An 18,855-nucleotide genomic window follows, 5' to 3' on the forward strand; every position below is an offset into this window, starting at 1 on the left:
GACAATGGAGAGGAGAGGAAGACCGTGCGCGTGCTCCTGGTCAACATGCCCTGGTCGCCGATCGACGTGCCGTCGCTGGCCCTGGGCATTCTCAAACGGGCCGTCGACGAGAAGACGGACGGACAGGCGGAGGTGCTGCACGCCAACCTGGAGTACGTCGACTGGCTCACCCGGCAAGGGGAGTTCACGCTCGGCGACTACGAGTACTATTCGCTCGACTCCTACTTCCTCGGCTGCGGGGACTGGGTCTTCTCCTCCGCGCTGTACGACGACCCGCAGTGGCGCGAGGCCGAGTTCACCGAGCTGCTCGGCAGCCACCTGGACGAGGACCGGCTGCGCCAGGCCGTCGAACTGCACCGCCAGGCACCGCGGTTCGTCCAGGAGATCGCGCAGGCCATCGTCGCCGCAGCGCCGGACGTGGTCGGCTTCACCTCCACCTTCCAGCAGAACACCGCCGCGCTCGCCGCCGCCAAGCACGTCAAGCGGCTGGCACCGGGGATCGTGACCGTGCTGGGCGGCGCGAACTGCGACGGCGCGCAGGGCGAGGCGATGCACCGCAACTTCCCCTTCGTCGACCACGTCGTCCGCGGCGAGGGCGAGGTGGCCTTTCCCCAGCTGCTCAACGCGCTGGCGGCCGGCCGGGACCTCGCCACGGTGCCGAGCCTGTGCTGGCGCGACGCGTCCGGCCCGCGGGCCAACCCGATCAGCACCACCCCGCTGCCGCCGGCGGCGATCGTCCGGCCGGACTACCGCGGCTACTTCGAGCGGCTGGCCGCCTCGCACGCGCGGACCTGGACCGAGCCGAAGCTGGTGGTCGAGGGCGCGCGCGGCTGCTGGTGGGGCGAGAAGCACCACTGCACCTTCTGCGGCCTCAACGGCTCCTCGATGCAGTTCCGCAGCAAGCACCCGGACGCCTTCTTCGCCGAGATCGTCGAACTCGCCCGCGAGCACCAGGTGCTGGACATGTTCGTGGTCGACAACATCCTCGACATGGGCTACCTGACCACCCTGCTGCCCCGCCTGATCGAGACCGGCTACGACCTGCGGCTGCACATCGAGATCAAGGCCAACATGCGCCAGTCCCAGCTGCGGACGCTGGCCGACGCAGGGCTCGTCTACGTGCAGCCCGGCATCGAGAGCCTCAACAACCGGGTGCTGGACCTGATGGACAAGGGCGTCAGCGGCTGCCAGAACGTCCGGATGCTGCGCGACGGTTCGGCCGCCGGCCTCTCGGTGGCCTGGAACTACCTGCACGGCTTCCCCGGCGAGCAGGACCGGGACTACGACGGGGTGATCGGCCAACTCCCGGCGCTGGAGCACCTCGACCCGCCCGGCGACCTGTCCGCCCGGATCGCCATCGAGCGGTTCAGTCCGTACTTCAACCGGCCCGAACTCGGCTTCTCCGAGCTGCGCCCGGCCCTCCCCTACCGGGTCGTCTACGACCTGCCGGAGGCCGAACTGCTCGACCTCGCCTACATCTTCGACGTGCCGCCGCGCGGCATCGGCGAGCCGACCGTGGCCCGGCTGAACGAGGCGCTGGCCGCCTGGCAGGAGCACCACGCGGCCAGTCGGCTGACCCACACCGACCTCGGCGACCGGATCGTCCTGGTGAGCCGGCGCCGGGCCTTCGACTGGACCGTCCTGGAGCTCTCCGAGCCGCTGGAACTGGCCGCCTTCCGACTGCTCGACCAGCCGCACGCACCGGCCGCACTGGCCCGCAAGGTCGCCGCCCGGCCCGGCTGCGCACAGGCGGACGCGGTAGCCGTCCAGGCACTGCTGGACCGCTGGTCGGCCCAGGGCCTGGTCTTCACCGACAACGGCCAGTACGTCCAGGTCGCGCCGCCCGCGGTCAACCAGGAGCTGCTCAGGCTCGGCTACCGGCGGGCCCGCCAGGAGGCCGAGGACTGGCCGGCGACCCGGCCCGAACAGGTGCCGGCCTGACCGCACCTCTCCGGACAAACCCCAACAGCAGCAGGAGAGTTGATGAACACCACGGCACTCACCGCGCCGCCGCGACCGGCCACCGTGGCGGTCCGGGCCTGGCGTGACGTCGAGCCGGTCACGCGGTACCTGCCGTCGATGTCCCTCGGCACCGTGGAGGTGGCGGGCCCGAGCGGGCCCGCCGCCCAGCGGCTCTGGGACCTCGGCGCCCGCCGGGTGGAGATCCCGGGCACGGTGGACCTCACCAGCCCCGACACCGCCACCACTACCGACACCGCCACCGCCACCGCCACCGCCTCGGCGACGGTCCACCGGCTCTGCCTGATCCGGGACCTGACCGCACGCGCCGTCCAGGTCGACTGGACCCTGCGCCTCGGTCCGCGGGCCGAGGCCTGGGAGGAACTCGGCCACCTCCAGCCGCCGACCGCCCTGCTCGGCCCCGCCGACCCCGACGCGGCACTGCGGTTGTGGACCGACACCCACCACGTGGGCAAGTGCCTGTGGCGCAAGGGCCCGGGGTTCGTCCAGATCCGCGACCGCCGCTGGGGCGAACTGCGCCGCTTCACGGTCGACGAGCCGGACTACCAGGAGGTCATCGAGCGCCTGGTGGACGGCGCCCCGCAGGCCGATCTGCCCGCGCACATCCTGGCCGACCTGCGCGGCGAGCAGTTGGTCGGCCAGGTGGGCGAGCTGTTCTGGTGGCTGCCCTACCGGGTCCGGCGCTGGGCGCACGCACCGATCGTGCTGTGAGGCGGGCGCAACGTCAGGCAGTGGCGACGGCCCGCGCCACGGTGTCCTCGCCCGACACCAGCTCCACCGTGCGTCCCACCAGTGGCGCCGGGTCGGCCAGCAGCGCGGCGATGACGGCGGCCACGTCGGCGCGCGGCACCGCGCCCCGGCCGGTCGAATCGGCCAGCCGGACCAGCCCGGTGGGCGCGTCGTCGGTCAGCCGCCCCGGGCGCAGCACCGTCCAGTCCAGGCCCGGGCGCGCGCGCAGGTCGTCGTCGGCCGCGCCCTTGGCCCGCAGGTAGGCGCCGAAGACCGGGTCCGCGCCGTCCCCGGCCCGGGCGTCGGCGCCCATCGAGGAGAGCATCACGTAGCGCCGCACCCCCGCCTGCTCGGCGCCGTCGGCCAGCAGGACGGCCGCCGCCCGGTCGACCGTGTCCTTGCGCGCGGCACCGCTGCCCGCCCCCGCACCGGCGGCGAAGACCACCGCGTCGGCGTCGGCCAGCACCTGGGCGACCTGCGCGCGGTCGGCGGTTTCGAGGTCGAGCAGGACCGGCTCGGCGCCGCGCTCCCGCAGGTCCGCCTCCTGCTCGGCACGGCGGATCAGGCCCACCGGGCGATCCCCGCGCTCGGCGAGCAGCCGCTCCAGGTGGAGGGCGATCTGACCATGGCCTCCGGCAATGACGATACGCATGCGGGCCACGTTACCGGCCGGGCGCTCCGCGGCAGGCTTCTGACACCGTGTCAGCACCGGATGGCGCACCGCCGACCGGACCGTCGGCCCCGACCGACAGCTGCGCGTCCCGGGGCCGGCCCGACCGACCAGACCGGCCCTGCGCCGGGCCCGGAAACCTGCTGGCCCCGGCCGCCCCCGCGCTGGCATGCTGGACGGTGTGGAGCACATCGAGAACGTCGAGCCCGCGGCGGCCTCCGCGACCGCCGCGACCACCACTGCCGTCGAGCGACCCGAGGTCTGGCTCGAGGTGGCCGCCGAGCTGCGCATGTTCCTCCCTGCGGCGCGGCGGATCGGCCGGTCGATGGTGCGCACCGACGGCGCCGCCACCCTCGGCCACCTGGTGGAGTCGCTCGGTGTGCCGCTGACCGAGGTCGGCGAGCTGCTGGCCGACGGCCGCCCGGTGCCCGCCGGACACCTGCCCCGGCACGGCGAGCAGATCTCGGTGCGCGGGGTGACCCGGCCGCAGCCGCTGCCCGGCCCGCCCCGCTTCCTGCTCGACGTCCATCTCGGCACCCTGGCCCGACGGCTGCGCCTACTGGGGATCGACGCGGCCTACGAGAACCCCGACATCGGCGACGCCGCGCTCGCCGCCCGCTCCGCCGCCGAGCAGCGGGTGCTGCTCTCGCGCGACCGGGGCCTGTTGCGGCGCCGCGAGCTGTGGGCGGGCGGATACGTCTACAGCCACCGCCCGGAGGAGCAACTGCGCGACGTGCTCTCCCGGTTCGCGCCGCCACTGGCCCCCTGGACCAGGTGCACGAGCTGCAACGGGCAACTGCGGCAGGCCGCGAAGGCCACTGTGCAGGAGCAGTTGGAGGACGGCACGGAGCGCTCCTACGACGCCTTCGCCCGCTGCGCGGACTGCGGGCAGGTGTACTGGCGCGGGGCGCACCACGCCCGGTTGACCGCGATCGTGGACGAGGCGCTGGGCGAGTTCGGCCCCGGCCGGCCGACACAGCCGGCCCGGCCATAGGGCCTGTCCGGACCTGACGCTTCCGCGCGCCACGACCAGGAGCTACTCTCCGGTAACGACACCGCAGCGGGATCCGCCCCGACGGCGGGTCGCCGAACGATGGAGTGCCCCGTGCCCGCATCCTCGCCCCGCCCCGGCGTGCGGCCCTCGGCCTCCCCCGGGTCCACGCGCTCCGCGCGGCTGCTCGGCGGCCTGCTGATCGGCGCGGGCATCACGCACTTCGTCGCACCCCGCACCTTCGACGCCATGGTGCCCCGTGCGCTGCCCGGCAGCCCGCGCGCCTGGACCCGTGCGAGCGGGGCGGCCGAGCTCGCGATCGGGGCGGCCGTCGCCGCCCCGCGCACCCGCAGGCTGGGCGCGCTGGCCGCCGCCGGACTCTTCGTCGCCGTCTTCCCGGCCAACGTCAAGATGGCCGCCGACTGGCGCGACCGCCCGCTCCCGCTGCGCACCGCGGCGCTCGCCCGCCTGCCGCTCCAGGTCCCGCTGGTGCGCTGGGCGCTGCGCGTGCACCGCGCCGCGCAGACCGAGCGCAGCTGATCCGAGGCGCCGTCAGCCCAGCACCCGCACCAGCCCCCGGTCCACGTCCCGCACCCGCGGACGCCCCGCCAGCGCCATCGCCTCCGTCAACTCCTCCCGCAGCAGCGCCAGCAGCGCGCTCACCCCGGCCTCGCCCGCCACCGCCAGCCCCCACAGTGCGGGGCGGCCCAGCAGCGCCGCGTCCGCGCCGAGCGCGAGCACCTTCAACACGTCGACGCCGGTGCGCAGTTCGCCGTCCACCAGTACCGCGCAGCGCCCGCGCACGGCGGCCGTGATCTCCGGCAGCGCGGTGATCGCCGGTATCGCGCCGTCCAGTTGACGTCCGCCGTGGTTGGAGACCACGATGCCGGCCGCCCCCGCGTCCACCGCCCGCCGGGCGTCCTCGCTGGTCAGGATGCCCTTGAGGACCAGCGGCAGCGAGGTCTGCCGGCGCAGCCAGCCGAGGTCGGACCAGGTGATCGAGGCGTCGAACTGCTCGCGGGCGTGCCGGACGATGGCCGACCGGCCGTCCTGCCGGACATGGCTGGCGGTCATCAACTCCGGGTCCAGATTGACCGCATGGACGTGATCGGGCAGCGTGAAGGCGTTGCGGTCGTCCCGCAGCCGCCGGGCGACCTGGGGGGCGTCGACGGTGAGCACCAGCGCGCGGAAGCCGGCCGCCTCGGCCCTGGCGATCAGCTGGATCAGCGCCTCCCGGCGGCGCAGCCAGTAGAGCTGGAGCCAGCAGGGTCCGGCACCGGCCGCGGCGATCTCCTCCAGGGTCCGGCTGGCGAAGATCGAGGCGATGAAGAGCGCACCCTGCGCTCCGGCGGCCCGGGCGGTGGCGACCTCGCCCTGCGGATCGCAGAGCCGGTGGTAGGCCATCGGCGCGATGCCCACCGGCATGCCCAGCGCGGCACCGAGCAGCTCGGCCGCCGGGTCCACCCGGTCGACGTCGACCAGCACCGAGGGCCGGAGCCGGACCCGGTCCAGCGCCTGGCGCACCGCCCGTGGCAGCGTCTCGGTACCGCTGGCACCGGCCAGGAAGTCCCAGACCGGGGCGGGCAGTCGGGCCCGCGCCGGCTCCTCGTACTCCGCCACGGTGAGCAGCCGCGCCAGCGTCTGCTCCTCTCCGTGCCCACTGCCCTGCACCGGCACCCGCCCCGCCGTCGGCAACTGCGCCACAGTCCACCACCCCTGCCCCGTCCATCGCACCAATGGTCTTGTGTGCGAATGGATCTGACGATAAGTCAGTTCGCTACTCTCCTCCGATCGGGGGCCGTGCGAAAGCCCGCCGCACGGTCCGGGCCGCCGCGCACCCGCCGCTACCGCTGCTACCGCCCCGGCAGTTCCTGCTCGGTCCAGATCGTCTTGCCCGAGGTGGTGTAGCGGCTCCCCCAGCGGCTGGTCAGCTGCGCCACCAGGTAGAGCCCGCGCCCGCCCTCGTCGGTCAGCCGGGCCCGGCGCATCCGCGGCTGGGTGCTGCTGCCGTCGGAGACCTCGCAGGTCAGCATGTCCGCCCGGATCAGCCGCACCACCACGGGCCCGCCGGCGTAGCGGATCGCGTTGGTGACCAGCTCGCTGAGCACGAGCTCGGTGGTGAAGGCCAGTTCCTCCAGGCCCCAGGCGACCAGCGTCCGGGTGGCGTCCTCACGCACCCGGCCGACCGCCGCGGGGTCGGGCTCGACCGACCAGACGGCGGTGTCGGCGGCGGGCACCACCTTGGTGCGGGCCAGCAGCAGGGTCACGTCGTCGTGCAGCCGGGTCGGCGGCAGTCCGGCGATGATCCGCTGCCCGGCCTCCGGCAGCGGCAGGTCCTGGGCCCGGACCGCGGCCAGCCGCCTGGTCAGCTCGTCCATCCCGCTGTCGATGTCGCCCTCGCCGCGCTCGATCAGCCCGTCGGTGTAGAGCGCAAGCACGCTGCCCGGCTCCAGCACCACCCTGGTGGCCTCGAACGGCAGCCCGCCCACGCCCAGCGGCGGCCCGGGCGCCACCGGCAGGTACTCGGTGCTGCCGTCCGGGTGGGCGACGGCGGGCGGCGGGTGGCCGGCGCTGGCCACCGTGCAGGTCCGGGCGACCGGGTCGTAGACCGCGTACAGGCAGGTCCCGCCGAACGAGCCGGGCTCCGGCCGGGCGGCCCGGCCGGCGGCCCGCTCGCCCTCGGCCTCGGCCTCGGCCCAGGGGTGGCTCTGGACACCGGCGCCGTAGCGGCCCGGGTCCAGCCCCTCCGCCTCCAGGTCCACCTCCCCGTCGGCCGCCAGCGCCGCCTCCACGAGCAGTTGGGCCACCAGGTCGTCCAGGTGGACCAGCAGTTCGTCCGGCTCCAGGTCCAGGTCGGCCAGCGTGCGCACGGCGGTGCGCAGCCGGCCCATGGTGGCCGAGGCGTGCAGGCCGTGCCCGGTGACGTCGCCGACCACCAGCGCCACCCGGGCCGAGGAGAGCGGGATGACGTCGAACCAGTCACCGCCCACGCCGCCCACGGTGTCGGTCGGCAGGTAGACGCTGGCAGTGCTGACCGCGGCGACCGAGCGGACGGCCGGCGGCAGCAGGCTGCGCTGCAGGCCGATCGCGGCACGGTGCTCGCGGGTGTAGCGGCGGGCGTTGTCCAGCGCGAGCGCGGCGCGGGCGGCGATCTCGCGCAGCAGCGTGCGGTCCTCCTCCTCGAAGGCCTCCTTCCAGTGGTCGCGGCGCACCCCGATCCGGCCGAGCAGCAGGCCGCGGGCGATCAGCGGGGCGGTGACCAGCCAGGGCTCCCCCAGGTCCGCGGCGAGCCCGGCCGCCTCCGCGCCGTCCGGTCCGACCTGCACGCTGTCCCCGGTGGCCGGCACCGCCTCGGGCGGCCCCGCCACGGCCGTGCGGCGCAGCAGCAGCAGGCCGTCGCGGTCCGGGGCCGGCTCCTCGCCGGTGAAGACGGCGGGTGCCACCTCCACCACCGCGACGTCCGCGAAGTCGCCCACCAGCGCCTCGGCCAGCTGCTGGGCGCTCTCGGTGACCGACAGCGAGCGCCCGGTGGCCACGGTGACCTGGTGCAGCAGCGCCAGGCGCCGCCGGGTGCGGTACTCGTCGGTGATGTCGTTGAAGAGCGCGGTCAGGCCGATCACCGCACCGTCGGAGGCCTGCAGCCGGAACGCGGAGATCGCCATCATCCGGCCGCCGCGCGGGTCTATCACGGTGCGGGCCAGTTCCTCGGCCAGCACCAGCGGCCGCCCGGTCTCCATCACCTCGCGCAGGTGCTGCTCGAAGGCGGCGGCGTCCTGCGGCTGGAGGAAGTCGGCCAGCTTGCGCCCGGTGAGGGTGACCGGCATGCCGGAGTAGGGCAGCAGGTGGGTGTTGGTCCGCACGATCCGCAGGTCCTGGTCGAAGACCACCAGGCCGAGCCGGTCCTGCAGGAAGAGCTCGCGGGTGAACGCCTGGTCCTGGCGCCAGCGGTCCGCGGCGCCGGCCCGGGCACCGAGCACGACATAGCGGGCGCTGCTGCGGTCACCGAAGGGCGCACCGCGCAGCACCAGTATCCGGACCTCCAGCGCGATCAGCCGCCCGTCGCCGGTGTGGACGCTGACCCGCCCCGCCCAACTGCTGCCGCGCCGCGCGTAGCCCTGCGGCCCGGCCGTGCTCGGTGGGCCGGCCGGCTCGGCCGGTGCGGCCAGCAGCTCGCGGACCCGGCGCCCGCGCAGCACCCCTGCGGGGAGGGCCAGCAGCGTCTCGGCGGCGGCCGTGCAGTCCATGATCCTGCCGCCGCCGTCGACCAGTACCCCTGCCACGCCGTCGAGGAACGGGAAGCGGGAGTCGTCCATGCCGTCCACCTCGCCCGGTCGCGCTCTCTCCTCATCCTCCATCGGACTTCCCGTTTCGGCGCTGCGGCGCTCCGGGCAGTGACCGGAGACCGCCTGCCGGGCCACGCTCGGTGACGGGCCGGAGCGGTCAGTGGCCGCCCGCGTCGAGCACCTCGACATCGGCGATGTTGCGCTCGATGTCGGCCGCCGGCAGCGACACCGCCAGCGCCCAGTAGTAGACGGCCAGGGAGAAGACCGAGATCACCAGGATGTCCCACCACAGCGGCAGGTGGTGTTCGGCGCCCGCGCCGAACTGGCCCTGCCAGGAGACCACGCCCATGCCCACCAGGTAGACGGGCAGCCACTGGCCGGCCCGGAAGTCCATCCGGGGGGCGCCCGGCAGCCCCTTGGACCGGGCGTAGGCGGCGTAGGAGCCCAGCAGCAGGTAGCCGAGCAGGATCGAGGCGCCCAGCCGCCACAGCGTGTCCCAGCCGGACCAGTAGATGACCAGGCTGGCGATCACGAAGGCGAGCGGCGAGACGAACTCGCCGGCCGGCAGCCGGTAGGGCCGCTCCAGGTCGGGGAAGCGCTTGCGCAGCACGCCGAAGGCCAGCGGCGCTCCCGCGTACATCAGCACCACCGCCGAGGTGATGAAGCTGACCAGCCGCTGCCAGCTGGGGAAGGGCAGGAAGCAGAGCACACCGGCCACGAAGGCGATCAGCAGGCCGGCCCAGGGCACCGCGCGCCGGTCGGTGGCCTGCATCGCCTGCGGCGCGTAGCCGTTGCGGCTGAGGCCGTAGGTGATCCGGGAGCTGGAGGTGATGTAGACCAGGCCGGTGCCGGCCGGCGAGATGATCGCGTCGATGTACAGCACGGTGGCCAGCCCGCTGAGCCCGATCAGCGTGGCCAGCCCGGCGAACGGGCCGCTGATGCCCTGGTAGGTCAGGTTGCCCCAGCCCTTGGCGAAGGTGTCCGGGGGCAGCGCACCGATGAAGACCACCTGGAGCAGGATGTAGACCAGGCTGCCGATCAGCACCGATCCGAGCACCGCGCGGGGGATGTCGCGGCGCGGGTGGGTGCTCTCGCCGGCCCACTGGATGGCCTGTTCGAAGCCGAGCAGCGCGAAGATCACGCCGCTGGTGCTGATCGCCGAGAGCACGCCGCGGGCGCCGAAGGGCGCGAAGCCCTGCGAGGTGAAGTTGGAGCCGTGGAACTCCTGCGACGCGAAGATCAGGATCGTCACCACCGGCACGGCGACCTTCCACCAGGTGGCCGCGCTGTTGGTGCGGGCCAGCCACTTGACGCCGAGGAAGTTGATCGCGACGAAGATCGCGAGCAGCACCGCGGCGACCGCGAAACCCGAGCCGGTCAGCGTCTGGTTCTTGTTCTGGAAGCCGTCCGCCCAGCTCCAGTGCCGGGCGTAGCCGATCATCGCCTGCACCTCGATCGGGGCGATGGTGGCGGCCTGCAGCCAGGTGAACCAGCCGAAGGACATGCCGGCGAAGCCGCCGAAGGCGTAGTGCGGGTAGCGCGCGGTGCCGCCGGCCACCGGGAAGAGGCCGCCGAGCTCGGCGTGCACCAGGGCGAGCAGCACGATGGCGATCGCGCCGACGCCCCAGGAGAGCAGTGCGGCAGGACCGGCGGCCGTGACGGCCTTCTCGGCGCCGAAGAGCCAGCCGGAGCCGATGATCGCTCCGACCGAGGCCCAGAGCAGGCCGAGCATGCCGACCTCGCGGCGCAGGACGTGCCGTTGGGAGTTGTTCGGGGGCGCCGGAGCGGGCGTTGCCATGGCTGGTCCTCTCGGACGACGGCGGGGGTCAGCCCGACGCTCCCGCAGAACGGCCCCGGCCCGCGTGCCGCACGCCGAACGGGCGCCATCATCGCCAGCCGTCCGGCCTAGCGGGCGAGGGATCATCACCTGCTGATATGGATGTGACGGAGAATCATGTCAGCAAGCGTTGATTTGCGCGCCGGGGCGTGCCAGGCTCGACCCGGCCCCGCCAGGCCCTGCCCCACCCACCCGGTCCGGCCTGGGCCGGGAACCTTTCCCCTGCCCGGCCCAGGCCCCGGTCCTTCCGGACCGACCCCTCGGTCCTGCCGGACCGACTCGACGTCAGCTCGGATCGCGCTCCGCCGAGGCCGCACGCTGCGCCTCGGCGGCCAGCACCGCCGCCAGGTTCTCGCGGCGGATCCGCCGGTCGAGGTAGAGCAGCCCGTCGGTCAACGGCTGCAGCGGCGCGGCCAGCGCCATCGCCAGCCCGTAGCCGACCAGCACGCAGCCGATCAGGAAGAAGACGCCGAAGGCCGTCGGCACGCTGCTCGTCACGGCCTCGCCGTACTCGTCGATCCGCTCGGTCGGGGCGCTGGTGCTGACCATGACCACCACTCCGATGATCATCGCGGGCACGGTGACCACCTGGGCGGCGAAGGAGCCGATCATCCGGACCACGTACGGGATGCCCAGGCTGCGCCACCAGGAGCCCTCGTTGAGCCGCCAGGCCCGGCGGACCGCCGCCACCGGCGGCTGGTTCTCCAGGATCAGCACCGGCGTCACCAGCGCCAGCCGGACCGCGGCATAGCCGCCGAACGCCGCGACCGGCAGCAGCAGGCAGGCGGTCAGCACGCCGAAGACGGCCGCGCTGCCGGTGGCCAGCCCGATCAGCGCCCCGGGCAGCACCGCGACCAGCAGGCCGCCCAGCGCGGCCAGGCCGAGCAGCAGCTGGGTGCGGATCACCCGCCCCAGGTAGGGCCGGCTCTCCGACCAGAGCCGGCCGGCCGTCACCGGCCGGCCGACCGCGGCGTGGCGCAGCACCGCCGTGCTCACGGTGGTCGCCACCAGCGAGAAGCCCCAGAAGCAGCAGAGCAGGAGCAGCACGCCGACGACCGCCGTGATGCCGACGGTGGTCGCCTGACCGTCGGTCAGCTGGTAGTCCACCTGGCTGCGGGCGTCATCGATGATGCCGCCGACCGCGCTGTAGCCGACCGCCAGGTAGACCCCGCACAGCGCGAGCACGACCAGGGCCGCGAGCGACAGCGGGACCAGCAGGGCCTTGGCGTACTGGCGCAGGGTGCGGAAGACGCCGCTGATCACCTCGCCGATGCCCAGCGGCGTCAGCGGTATGACGCCGGGCCGGGGCGGCGGCGGCCGGTAGCCCCAGGCGAGGCCGGGCGGCGGCCAGCCGCCCTGGTGCGGCGCGGGAGCGGGGTGGGGCGCGGGGCCCTGGTACGGCGCGGGATCCGGCCGGCGCACCGGCTCCGCGTCCGGATCCGGCGCCCGCCACACATCGTCGGCGCTCATCGTTCTGGCCTCCCCCTGTACTGCTTACGCTGTCCTGCTCCACCCGTGGAGCACCCGAGCGTACGGGAGCCGCCCCCGCCGCACGGCGCCGGGGCCACCGGGCCGACCCCCGCCACCGGGTGCACGTCGTCGCAGGTGGCGGCGGGTCCGGGCGCGGCGTTCACCCCGTGCTGTACCAGTCCCAGGGCAGCAGCCCGTGCTCCGGCAGGTGGGCCTCGCGGGTGCTGATGGTGATCAGCGGGCGGTCCTTCCAGACGGTCGCGTCGTTGGCGCGCCGGCACAGCTCGGTGCGGGCGTGGTCGGTGTTGGCGACCAGCACCAGCACCGTCTCCTTCCGCAGGCCCTCGAAGACCGCCCGGTCCGGATCGGCCAGCACCGCGCGCAGCCGGGCGCGGTCGGCCAACCGCAGCCGGCCCCGGTCGCCGTAGCCGAGCGGCCGGGCCTCGGCGGTGCTCCTGGCCACGCCGCGAGCGAGCGTCAGCAGCGGCAGCAGGGTGGGGATCCGGCCCGGATCGGTGACGGCCTCGCCCTGGGCCGCGCGGTAGATGGCCAGGCCCAACAGGGTCCGCACGGCCTCCAGATCGCCGCCGGCCACTCTGGGGTCGTGGCCGGCCGCCCAGCGGGTCAGGCCGAGGGCCCAGTACATGGACACCTCCAGTGCGGAGGCCTTGCCCATCAGCGCGGAGTCCACCTCCCACCACCAGTGCGGATCGCCCTCGGCCGCTTCGACGGCCGGCTCCAGCTCGTGCACAGCCCACCTCCCGGCGCGCCCGCCCACACCCGGGCCCGGGCGCCCCTCCTATCGTGCTGCGGCACGCGGCGCGGTGTCCGCCGATCGGGCAAACCCGCGCGCGGGGCCGGGCGGGCCGCCGCACCGGCCCGCCCGGCCCTGTCCCACGCCGCTGTTCCGCCCCGGTCTCAGGGGGTCTGGCCGTAGAAGTGCTCCACGTGCAGCTTGACCACGAGCCGGCGGTCGCGGACCATCGCGGCCCGGTAGTCGTCCCAGTCGGGGTGCTCGCCGTCGAGCGCGCGGTAGAGGTCGATCAGCTCCTCCACCGTGTCGTCGTCGGGCGCCGCGGCCACCGGGGTCAGCTCGACGGTGCCCTCGGCCACCGCCCAGGTCCAGAAGTCCTCGCTGGTCGCGTACAGGCTCGCCCGCGGGTCCCGGGCCAGGTTCTTCGCCTTCACCCGGTCCGCGGTGACGGAGACCCGGATCAGCTCCCTCGCCGGGTCGTAGGCGTAGCGGATGTTGGACAGTTGCGGCCGTCCGTCCCGCTTCAGGGTCACCAGCACCCCGTTGATCCGGGAGGCGAACAGCTCACGGATCTTGGCCTCGTCGGCCATGGGCCTCTCCTCTGCGTCGAGTTGACGGTCCGTCGGTCGATGACGGTTCCAGCGCCCAACCTAGCGGCGGACACCCGCCCGCCGGGCGGGTTCGTCACCCGTCGGGCGGGCGGACCTGACGCAGTACGCGCAAGAGGTGTCGATACGGAGCACCGCGCAGCTTCCGTGATTCTTGTGTGACGTGTGCGATGCGGGGTTGTTATCGGAGTGATGATCCGTCTAGTCTCCCTGCAACCCGCCGACGCGGGTGCCCGGACGAGGTACGCCGAGTCCTGCCCACCGCGCTCCGGGTCCTCGATCACCGACTTCTGGGCAGGCGCGGGGGACCCAGGTTCAGCGCCGTCCCCACGCGGCTAGGGGTGAAGCCGTCCGCCGGATCCGTCCGGGCGGGCGGCCGGGCCAGCCTCCCGGCCCGAACCCGACAGCTCACCTCGCAGGCGTGCGGAGAGGGATGTTCCATGGGCATATCCGGGGTGTTCTCAGGCCCGGGCCGGCACCGCCGCCCGACCCAGACCGATCGCGCCGTGGCCGCCGCGACCGTGGCCGGCGTCGGCGTCGCCCTGCCGCTGCTCACCGCGACCGGCGCGCACGCCGCGCCGGTCACCACCTGGGACTCGCTCGCCCAGTGCGTCACCGGCGGCAACTGGACCGCCGACAACGGCGACGGCTACTACGGCGGACTGCACCTCACCCAGCGCCAGTGGGTCGCGAACGGCGGCGACCAGTACGCGGCGCAGGCCTCGCACGCCACCCAGGCGCAGCAGATCGCCGTGGCGGAGCAGTTGCTCGCCAGCCAGGGACCGAGCGTCTGGGGCAGCTGCGCGGCGGTGGCCGGGCTGGCCGCGCCGACCGGAACGCCCAGCAGCAACCCGACGACCGCGCCTGCGGCGCCCACCGCGCCCAGCACGCCGCCCGCGAGCGGTACCCCCGCACCGGTCGGCTCGCCCGCGCCGGTGACCGCGCCCACCGCGGCACCCACGCCGAGCCCCACGCCCACGACGACGGCCACCACGCCGGCTGCGCCCACCACCCCGGCCCCCGGCACGGGGACGGGGACGGGGACGCCCAGCAGCACGCCGACGGCGCCGACCACCGCACCCTCCACCGCGCCGACCAGCGGCCCGACCACCCCGACCGCCTCGCCGACCCCGAGCGCACCCGCGCCGAGCACGCCCGCCCCCAGCGCGAGCCCGAACCCGACGGCGACCACGCCCCCGGCCGCACCGACCGCCCCCGGCACCGCCCAGACGCCGGCCGGCGACACCACCCCGACCGCTCCCGTGGCACCCGCACCGGCCGTGCCCGCGGCCCCGGTCGGCCCCACCACCGGCCAGGCGGCCCCGACCGGGCAGAGCGACGCCGGTCAGGGCTACACGGTGCAGAGCGGCGACTCGCTCTGGGCCATCGCGATGGACCACCACGTCGACAACTGGCAGCAGCTCTACCAGGAGAACCTCGGCACCGTCGGCGGCAACCCCGACCTGATCTTCCCCGGGCAGCACCTGCAGCTCCCCTCCTAGGGAGTGCCCGGTCAGGTGGTGCCCGGTGGACTGTCACCGGGCACCGCCGGGGCCCGTCAGAATGGGGTCATGTCCAAGCGCAGCAATCGCACCCGCCCGGCCAGGCCCGCCCCCGCCCTCGCGCCCGCCGCGTCCGACGGGTCACTCCCCTGCCCCTGCGGCCGGCCGGCGAGCTACGCCGACTGCTGCCGCAGGCTGCACCGGGGCGAGGCCGAGGCGGCCACCGCCGAGCAGCTGATGCGATCGCGGTTCAGCGCCTTCGTGGTCCACGACAGCGCCTACCTGCTGAGCAGCTGGCACCCGCGGACCCGGCCCGCCGAGGTCGACTTCGACCCGCGGCTCCACTGGCAGCGCCTGGACATCCTGGGCAGCACCGAGGGCGGCCCGTTCCACCAGGAGGGCACCGTCGAGTTCGTCGCCCACTACGTCGAAGGCAGGCTCGACGGACGGCTGCACGAGAACAGCCGCTTCATGCGCCACGAGGGATCCTGGGTCTACCTGGACGGCACGATCACCGCGACCGACTGAACGAACCGCCACCGCACCGCTGGTGAGGCCCTGGCACCGATAAATTGCGTGCTGGAAGCTTCGGTCACCGATTAGTTTGCCCCCATGGACCTCCCTGCCACCGCCGGCACCACCCGACTCAACTCCAAGGCGGTGGCCGCGGCCACCGCCTCCGTCCTGCTCTGGGCCTCCTCCTTCGTGGCGATCCGCTCCGCCACCGAGCACTACAGCCCCGGCGTGCTGGCCCTGGGCCGCCTCGCGGTCGGCTCGGTGGCGCTGCTCGCGATCTGGGCGGTGCGCGGCGAGGGCCTGCCGCCACGCGCCTCCTGGCCCGGCATAGCCCTCAGCGGCGTACTCTGGTTCGGGCTCTACATGCTGGCGCTCAACTGGGGTGAGCAGAAGGTCGACGCGGGCACCGCGGCCATGGTGGTGAACATCGGTCCCCTGGTGATCGCGCTGCTCAGCGGCTGGCTGCTGCGCGAGGGGTTTCCGCGCCGGTTGATGGCGGGGATGGCGGTCTCGTTCGCCGGAGCCGTGGTGGTGGGCCTGTCCAAGTCCGGTGGCAGCGGCGCCTCGTACCTCGGCGTGCTGCTCTGCCTGGTCGCCGCCCTGCTCTACGCGGCCGGCGTGGTGGCCCAGAAGCCCGCGCTGCAGCACGCGACCCCGCTGCAGGCCACCGCGTTCAGCTGCCTGATCGGCATGGTGGTCTGCCTGCCGTTCAGCGGCCAGTTGGCCGGTCAGCTCGCCCACGCCCCGGCCTCGGCCACGCTGGACCTGGTCTACCTGGGCCTGTTCCCCACCGCCCTGGCGTTCAGCACCTGGGCCTACGCGCTCTCCCGCACCACGGCGGGCCGGATGGGCGCGACCACCTACGCGGTGCCCGCGTTGGTGGTAGTGATGTCCTGGGCGGTCCTGGGCGAGGTGCCGGCGCTGCTGACCCTGCTCGGCGGCTGCCTCTGCCTGGGCGGCGTCGCGCTCTCCCGGCGGCCCTGACCCGCCGCCCGCGCGTCCGTCCCCCGACGTCACCGCCCTCACCGTCACAACTGCCACCGTCGCCTTCAGCAGAGGATTCTCCGTGCAGCTCTCCCTCGAGGACCAGCGCCGCCGCGCGCTCGCCTTCCGCGAACTCCACACCGGCCCGGACGTGTTCGTCGTCGCCAACGCCTGGGACGCGGGCACCGCGCGCCTGCTCACCGGTCTCGGCTTCGCCGCCCTGGCCACCACCAGCGCGGGCCTGGCCTTCTCGCTCGGCCGGCCCGACGGCGCGGGGCTGGTCGACCGCGCGGAGGCGCTGGCCAACGCCCGCGCGATCGTCGGCGCCACCCACCTGCCGGTCTCCGCCGACCTGGAGAGCGGCTTCGGCCCGGACGCCGAGGCGATCGCCGCCACGATCGAACTCGCCGCCGAGGCGGGCCTGGTGGGCGGGTCGATCGAGGACGCCACGGGCGACGAGCAGGCCCCGATCCATCCGTTCGAGGTGGCCGTCGAGCGGGTGCGTGCCGCCGTCGCGGCGGCCCGGCGGCTGGACCTCCCGTTCACCGTCACCGCGCGCGCCGAGAACTTCCTGCACGGACGCCCCGACCTGGCCGACACGGTGCGGCGCCTGCAGGCCTTCGAGGCCGCGGGCGCCGATGTGCTCTTCGCCCCCGGCCTGCCGGACGCCGAGGCCGTGCGCACCGTCTGCGCCGCGGTCTCGCGCCCCGTCAACGTGCTGGCCGCCGGCCCACTGGCCGAGTTGACGGTCAGCCAGCTCGGCGAGCTGGGCGCGCGGCGGATCAGCATCGGCTCCGGGTTCTCCCGGGTCGCCCTCGGCGCGGCCCGGCGCGCGGCCGACGCCGTCCTGCGCACCGGCAGCTTCGCCGCGCTCGCCGAGGCCCTGCCCTTCGGCGACGCCAACGCCCTGATGGCGGTGCCCGGGACGGACTGAGCCGACCCGGCGTCCGCCTCTCTCCAACCTCATAGAGTTGCGTTTCCAAACCCACTCCCACTACCGTGCCACGTCATGCACATAGTTGGAAATCCAAACGCGCGACCGGGCGGCTCCCGCGCCGTCTTCCTCGTCGTGGCCGCCGCCGTCTTCGTCTCCAACCTCGACCTCTTCATCGTCAACGTCGCGCTGCCCGCGATGAACCAGCACTTCCACGGCAGCACGCTGACCTCGCTCTCCTGGGTGCTCAACGGCTACGCCATCGTCTTCGCCGCCCTGCTGGTGCCCGCCGGGCGGCTGGCCGACCGGGTGGGCCACCGCGGTGCCTTCCTGGCCGGGCTGGCGCTGTTCACGCTCTCCTCCGCGCTCTGCGCGCTGGCGCCCGGCGTCGGCTGGCTGGTCGGCGCCCGCCTGCTGCAGGCGCTCGGCGGTGCGCTGCTGATGCCCACTTCGCTGGCGCTGCTGCTGGACGCCACCGAGCCGCAGCGGCGACCCGGCGCCGTCCGGGCCTGGGCGTCGATCGGCGGGATCGCGGCCGGCCTGGGCCCGGTGCTCGGCGGGCTGCTGGTCGAGGCCGACTGGCGCTGGGTCTTCCTGGTCAACCTGCCGGTCGGGGCGGCCGGGCTGGTGGCCGGCCTGCGGGTGCTGCCCCGGCCCCGCGCCCGGAGCCAGGGCCCGTGGCCCGACCTGGTCGGCGCGCTGCTGCTGACCGCCGCCATCGCGCTGCTCGCGATCGGCCTGGTCAAGTCGGACGGCTGGGGCTGGGGATCGGCCCGGGTGATCGGCAGCCTGGCCGGGGCCGTCGTCCTGACGGCCGGCTTCCTGCTGCGCTCCGCCCGGCACCCCGCGCCGGTGGTCGAACTGCCCCTGCTGCGGGTGCCGGTCTTCGCCGCCGCCAACGCGACGGCGCTGCTCTTCACCATCGCGTTCTCCGGCATGCTGCTGACCTCGGTGCTCTGGTGCCAGCAGGTCTGGGGCTACTCCGCGTTGCGCACCGGGCTCGCCATGGCGCCCGGGCCGCTGCTGGTGCCGCCGATCACGCTGGGCGCCGGGCCGCTGCTGCGCCGCCTCGGGCACGGCCGGCTGGCGGCGCTCGGACTGCTCTGCTTCACGGCCGGGATCGCCTGGTGGATCGCGACGGTGCGGACCACTCCCGGGTACGCGGGCGAGCTGCTGCCCGGGATGCTGCTCACCGGCGTCGGGGTCGCGCTCACCCTGCCCACGCTGATCGGCGCGGCCGCCACCGCGCTGCCGCCCACCCGGTTCGCCACCGGCTCGGCAGTGACCACGATGGGCCGCCAGATCGGCGCGGTGGTCGGGGTCGCGGTGGTGGTCAGCGTGCTGGGCACCCCGCGCAGCGCGCAGCAGGCGCTGGACGCCTTCCGGCACGCCTGGATCGCGGTGGTCGTGGCGACCGTCCTGGCGGTGGCCACCGCCCTGGTGCTGGCCGCCGTGCAGCGCCGGACGGGCGCGGGCACCGCCGCGGGTGCCGCTCCGACGGCCGAAGCGTCCGTCGCCCCGGCCGCGGCCGGCTCACGCTGAGGCAGCAAGGCGGTTTCCCGTTTCCCACCCGATGGGCAACGGGAAACCCCGATGT

Annotated in this window: 16 protein-coding genes and 1 riboswitch; of the genes, 9 read left to right on the top strand and 7 right to left on the bottom strand. The window is 74.5% G+C overall.

The features are described from left to right. Window positions 1-24 precede the first annotated feature (24 nt). Together OG500_RS06915 and OG500_RS06920 are read left to right on the top strand one after the other, a co-directional pair. A complete protein-coding gene (locus OG500_RS06915; protein ID WP_329577742.1) occupies window positions 25-1,941 on the top strand; it encodes a RiPP maturation radical SAM C-methyltransferase in 1,917 nt (638 codons plus the stop codon). Window positions 1,942-1,983: 42 nt separating this feature from the next. Further along, complete coding sequence (locus OG500_RS06920; RefSeq protein ID WP_329577745.1) at window positions 1,984-2,691, top strand: DUF5825 family protein; 708 nt, start codon at window positions 1,984-1,986, stop codon at window positions 2,689-2,691. Window positions 2,692-2,704: 13 nt separating this feature from the next. Here the strand turns inward: OG500_RS06920 and OG500_RS06925 are convergent, their stop codons facing one another. Then, window positions 2,705-3,361, bottom strand: a complete 657-nt coding sequence (locus tag OG500_RS06925; protein ID WP_329577749.1) for an NAD(P)H-binding protein — start codon at window positions 3,359-3,361, stop codon at window positions 2,705-2,707. Between the two features lie 307 nt (window positions 3,362-3,668). Here OG500_RS06925 and OG500_RS06930 point away from each other — a divergent pair, with 307 nt between their 5' ends. Continuing rightward, entirely contained in the window at window positions 3,669-4,373 is a 705-nt protein-coding gene (locus OG500_RS06930) for a Mut7-C RNAse domain-containing protein (RefSeq protein ID WP_442907126.1), read from the top strand. 111 nt (window positions 4,374-4,484) lie between these two features. Next, complete coding sequence (locus tag OG500_RS06935; protein ID WP_327065511.1) at window positions 4,485-4,910, top strand: DoxX family protein; 426 nt, start codon at window positions 4,485-4,487, stop codon at window positions 4,908-4,910. 12 nt (window positions 4,911-4,922) lie between these two features. Here OG500_RS06935 and OG500_RS06940 read toward each other — a convergent pair whose 3' ends face one another. From OG500_RS06940 to OG500_RS06965, 6 genes are all read right to left on the bottom strand, one after another. After that, window positions 4,923-6,074 (bottom strand): alpha-hydroxy acid oxidase, encoded by a 1,152-nt coding sequence (locus OG500_RS06940; protein ID WP_329577753.1) that lies wholly within the window; start codon window positions 6,072-6,074, stop codon window positions 4,923-4,925. Between the two features lie 149 nt (window positions 6,075-6,223). Beyond that, a complete protein-coding gene (locus tag OG500_RS06945) occupies window positions 6,224-8,683 on the bottom strand; it encodes a SpoIIE family protein phosphatase (RefSeq protein WP_329577756.1) in 2,460 nt (819 codons plus the stop codon). A gap of 127 nt (window positions 8,684-8,810) precedes the next feature. Continuing rightward, window positions 8,811-10,451, bottom strand: a complete 1,641-nt coding sequence (locus OG500_RS06950; protein WP_327065514.1) for an APC family permease — start codon at window positions 10,449-10,451, stop codon at window positions 8,811-8,813. 324 nt (window positions 10,452-10,775) lie between these two features. Then, window positions 10,776-11,960: a hypothetical protein gene (locus OG500_RS06955; protein ID WP_329577761.1), complete on the bottom strand. Its 1,185-nt coding sequence runs from the start codon at window positions 11,958-11,960 to the stop codon at window positions 10,776-10,778. 160 nt (window positions 11,961-12,120) lie between these two features. Then, a complete protein-coding gene (locus OG500_RS06960) occupies window positions 12,121-12,711 on the bottom strand; it encodes a hypothetical protein (protein WP_329577764.1) in 591 nt (196 codons plus the stop codon). A 167-nt stretch (window positions 12,712-12,878) separates the two neighbouring features. After that, window positions 12,879-13,304, bottom strand: a complete 426-nt coding sequence (locus OG500_RS06965) for a PPOX class F420-dependent oxidoreductase (RefSeq protein ID WP_327065517.1) — start codon at window positions 13,302-13,304, stop codon at window positions 12,879-12,881. A gap of 289 nt (window positions 13,305-13,593) precedes the next feature. Then, a riboswitch (cyclic di-AMP (ydaO/yuaA leader) is annotated at window positions 13,594-13,760 on the top strand. A 68-nt stretch (window positions 13,761-13,828) separates the two neighbouring features. Between OG500_RS06965 and OG500_RS06970 the strand changes: the two genes are divergently transcribed. The 5 genes from OG500_RS06970 to OG500_RS06990 all read left to right on the top strand — a co-directional run bounded on the left by OG500_RS06970 (window position 13,829) and on the right by OG500_RS06990 (window position 18,800). Continuing rightward, window positions 13,829-14,824, top strand: coding sequence for a LysM peptidoglycan-binding domain-containing protein (locus tag OG500_RS06970; RefSeq protein WP_329577767.1), 996 nt, complete (start codon window positions 13,829-13,831; stop codon window positions 14,822-14,824). Between the two features lie 69 nt (window positions 14,825-14,893). Then, a complete protein-coding gene (locus tag OG500_RS06975) occupies window positions 14,894-15,352 on the top strand; it encodes a YchJ family protein (RefSeq protein ID WP_329577770.1) in 459 nt (152 codons plus the stop codon). A gap of 84 nt (window positions 15,353-15,436) precedes the next feature. Continuing rightward, window positions 15,437-16,324 (top strand): DMT family transporter, encoded by an 888-nt coding sequence (locus tag OG500_RS06980; protein WP_327065520.1) that lies wholly within the window; start codon window positions 15,437-15,439, stop codon window positions 16,322-16,324. An 82-nt stretch (window positions 16,325-16,406) separates the two neighbouring features. After that, window positions 16,407-17,258: an isocitrate lyase/PEP mutase family protein gene (locus OG500_RS06985; RefSeq protein WP_329577774.1), complete on the top strand. Its 852-nt coding sequence runs from the start codon at window positions 16,407-16,409 to the stop codon at window positions 17,256-17,258. 75 nt (window positions 17,259-17,333) lie between these two features. Further along, a complete protein-coding gene (locus OG500_RS06990) occupies window positions 17,334-18,800 on the top strand; it encodes an MFS transporter (protein WP_329577776.1) in 1,467 nt (488 codons plus the stop codon). Window positions 18,801-18,855: the final 55 nt, after the last annotated feature.

Source organism: Kitasatospora sp. NBC_01250, assembly GCF_036226465.1.
Taxonomy (GTDB): domain Bacteria; phylum Actinomycetota; class Actinomycetes; order Streptomycetales; family Streptomycetaceae; genus Kitasatospora.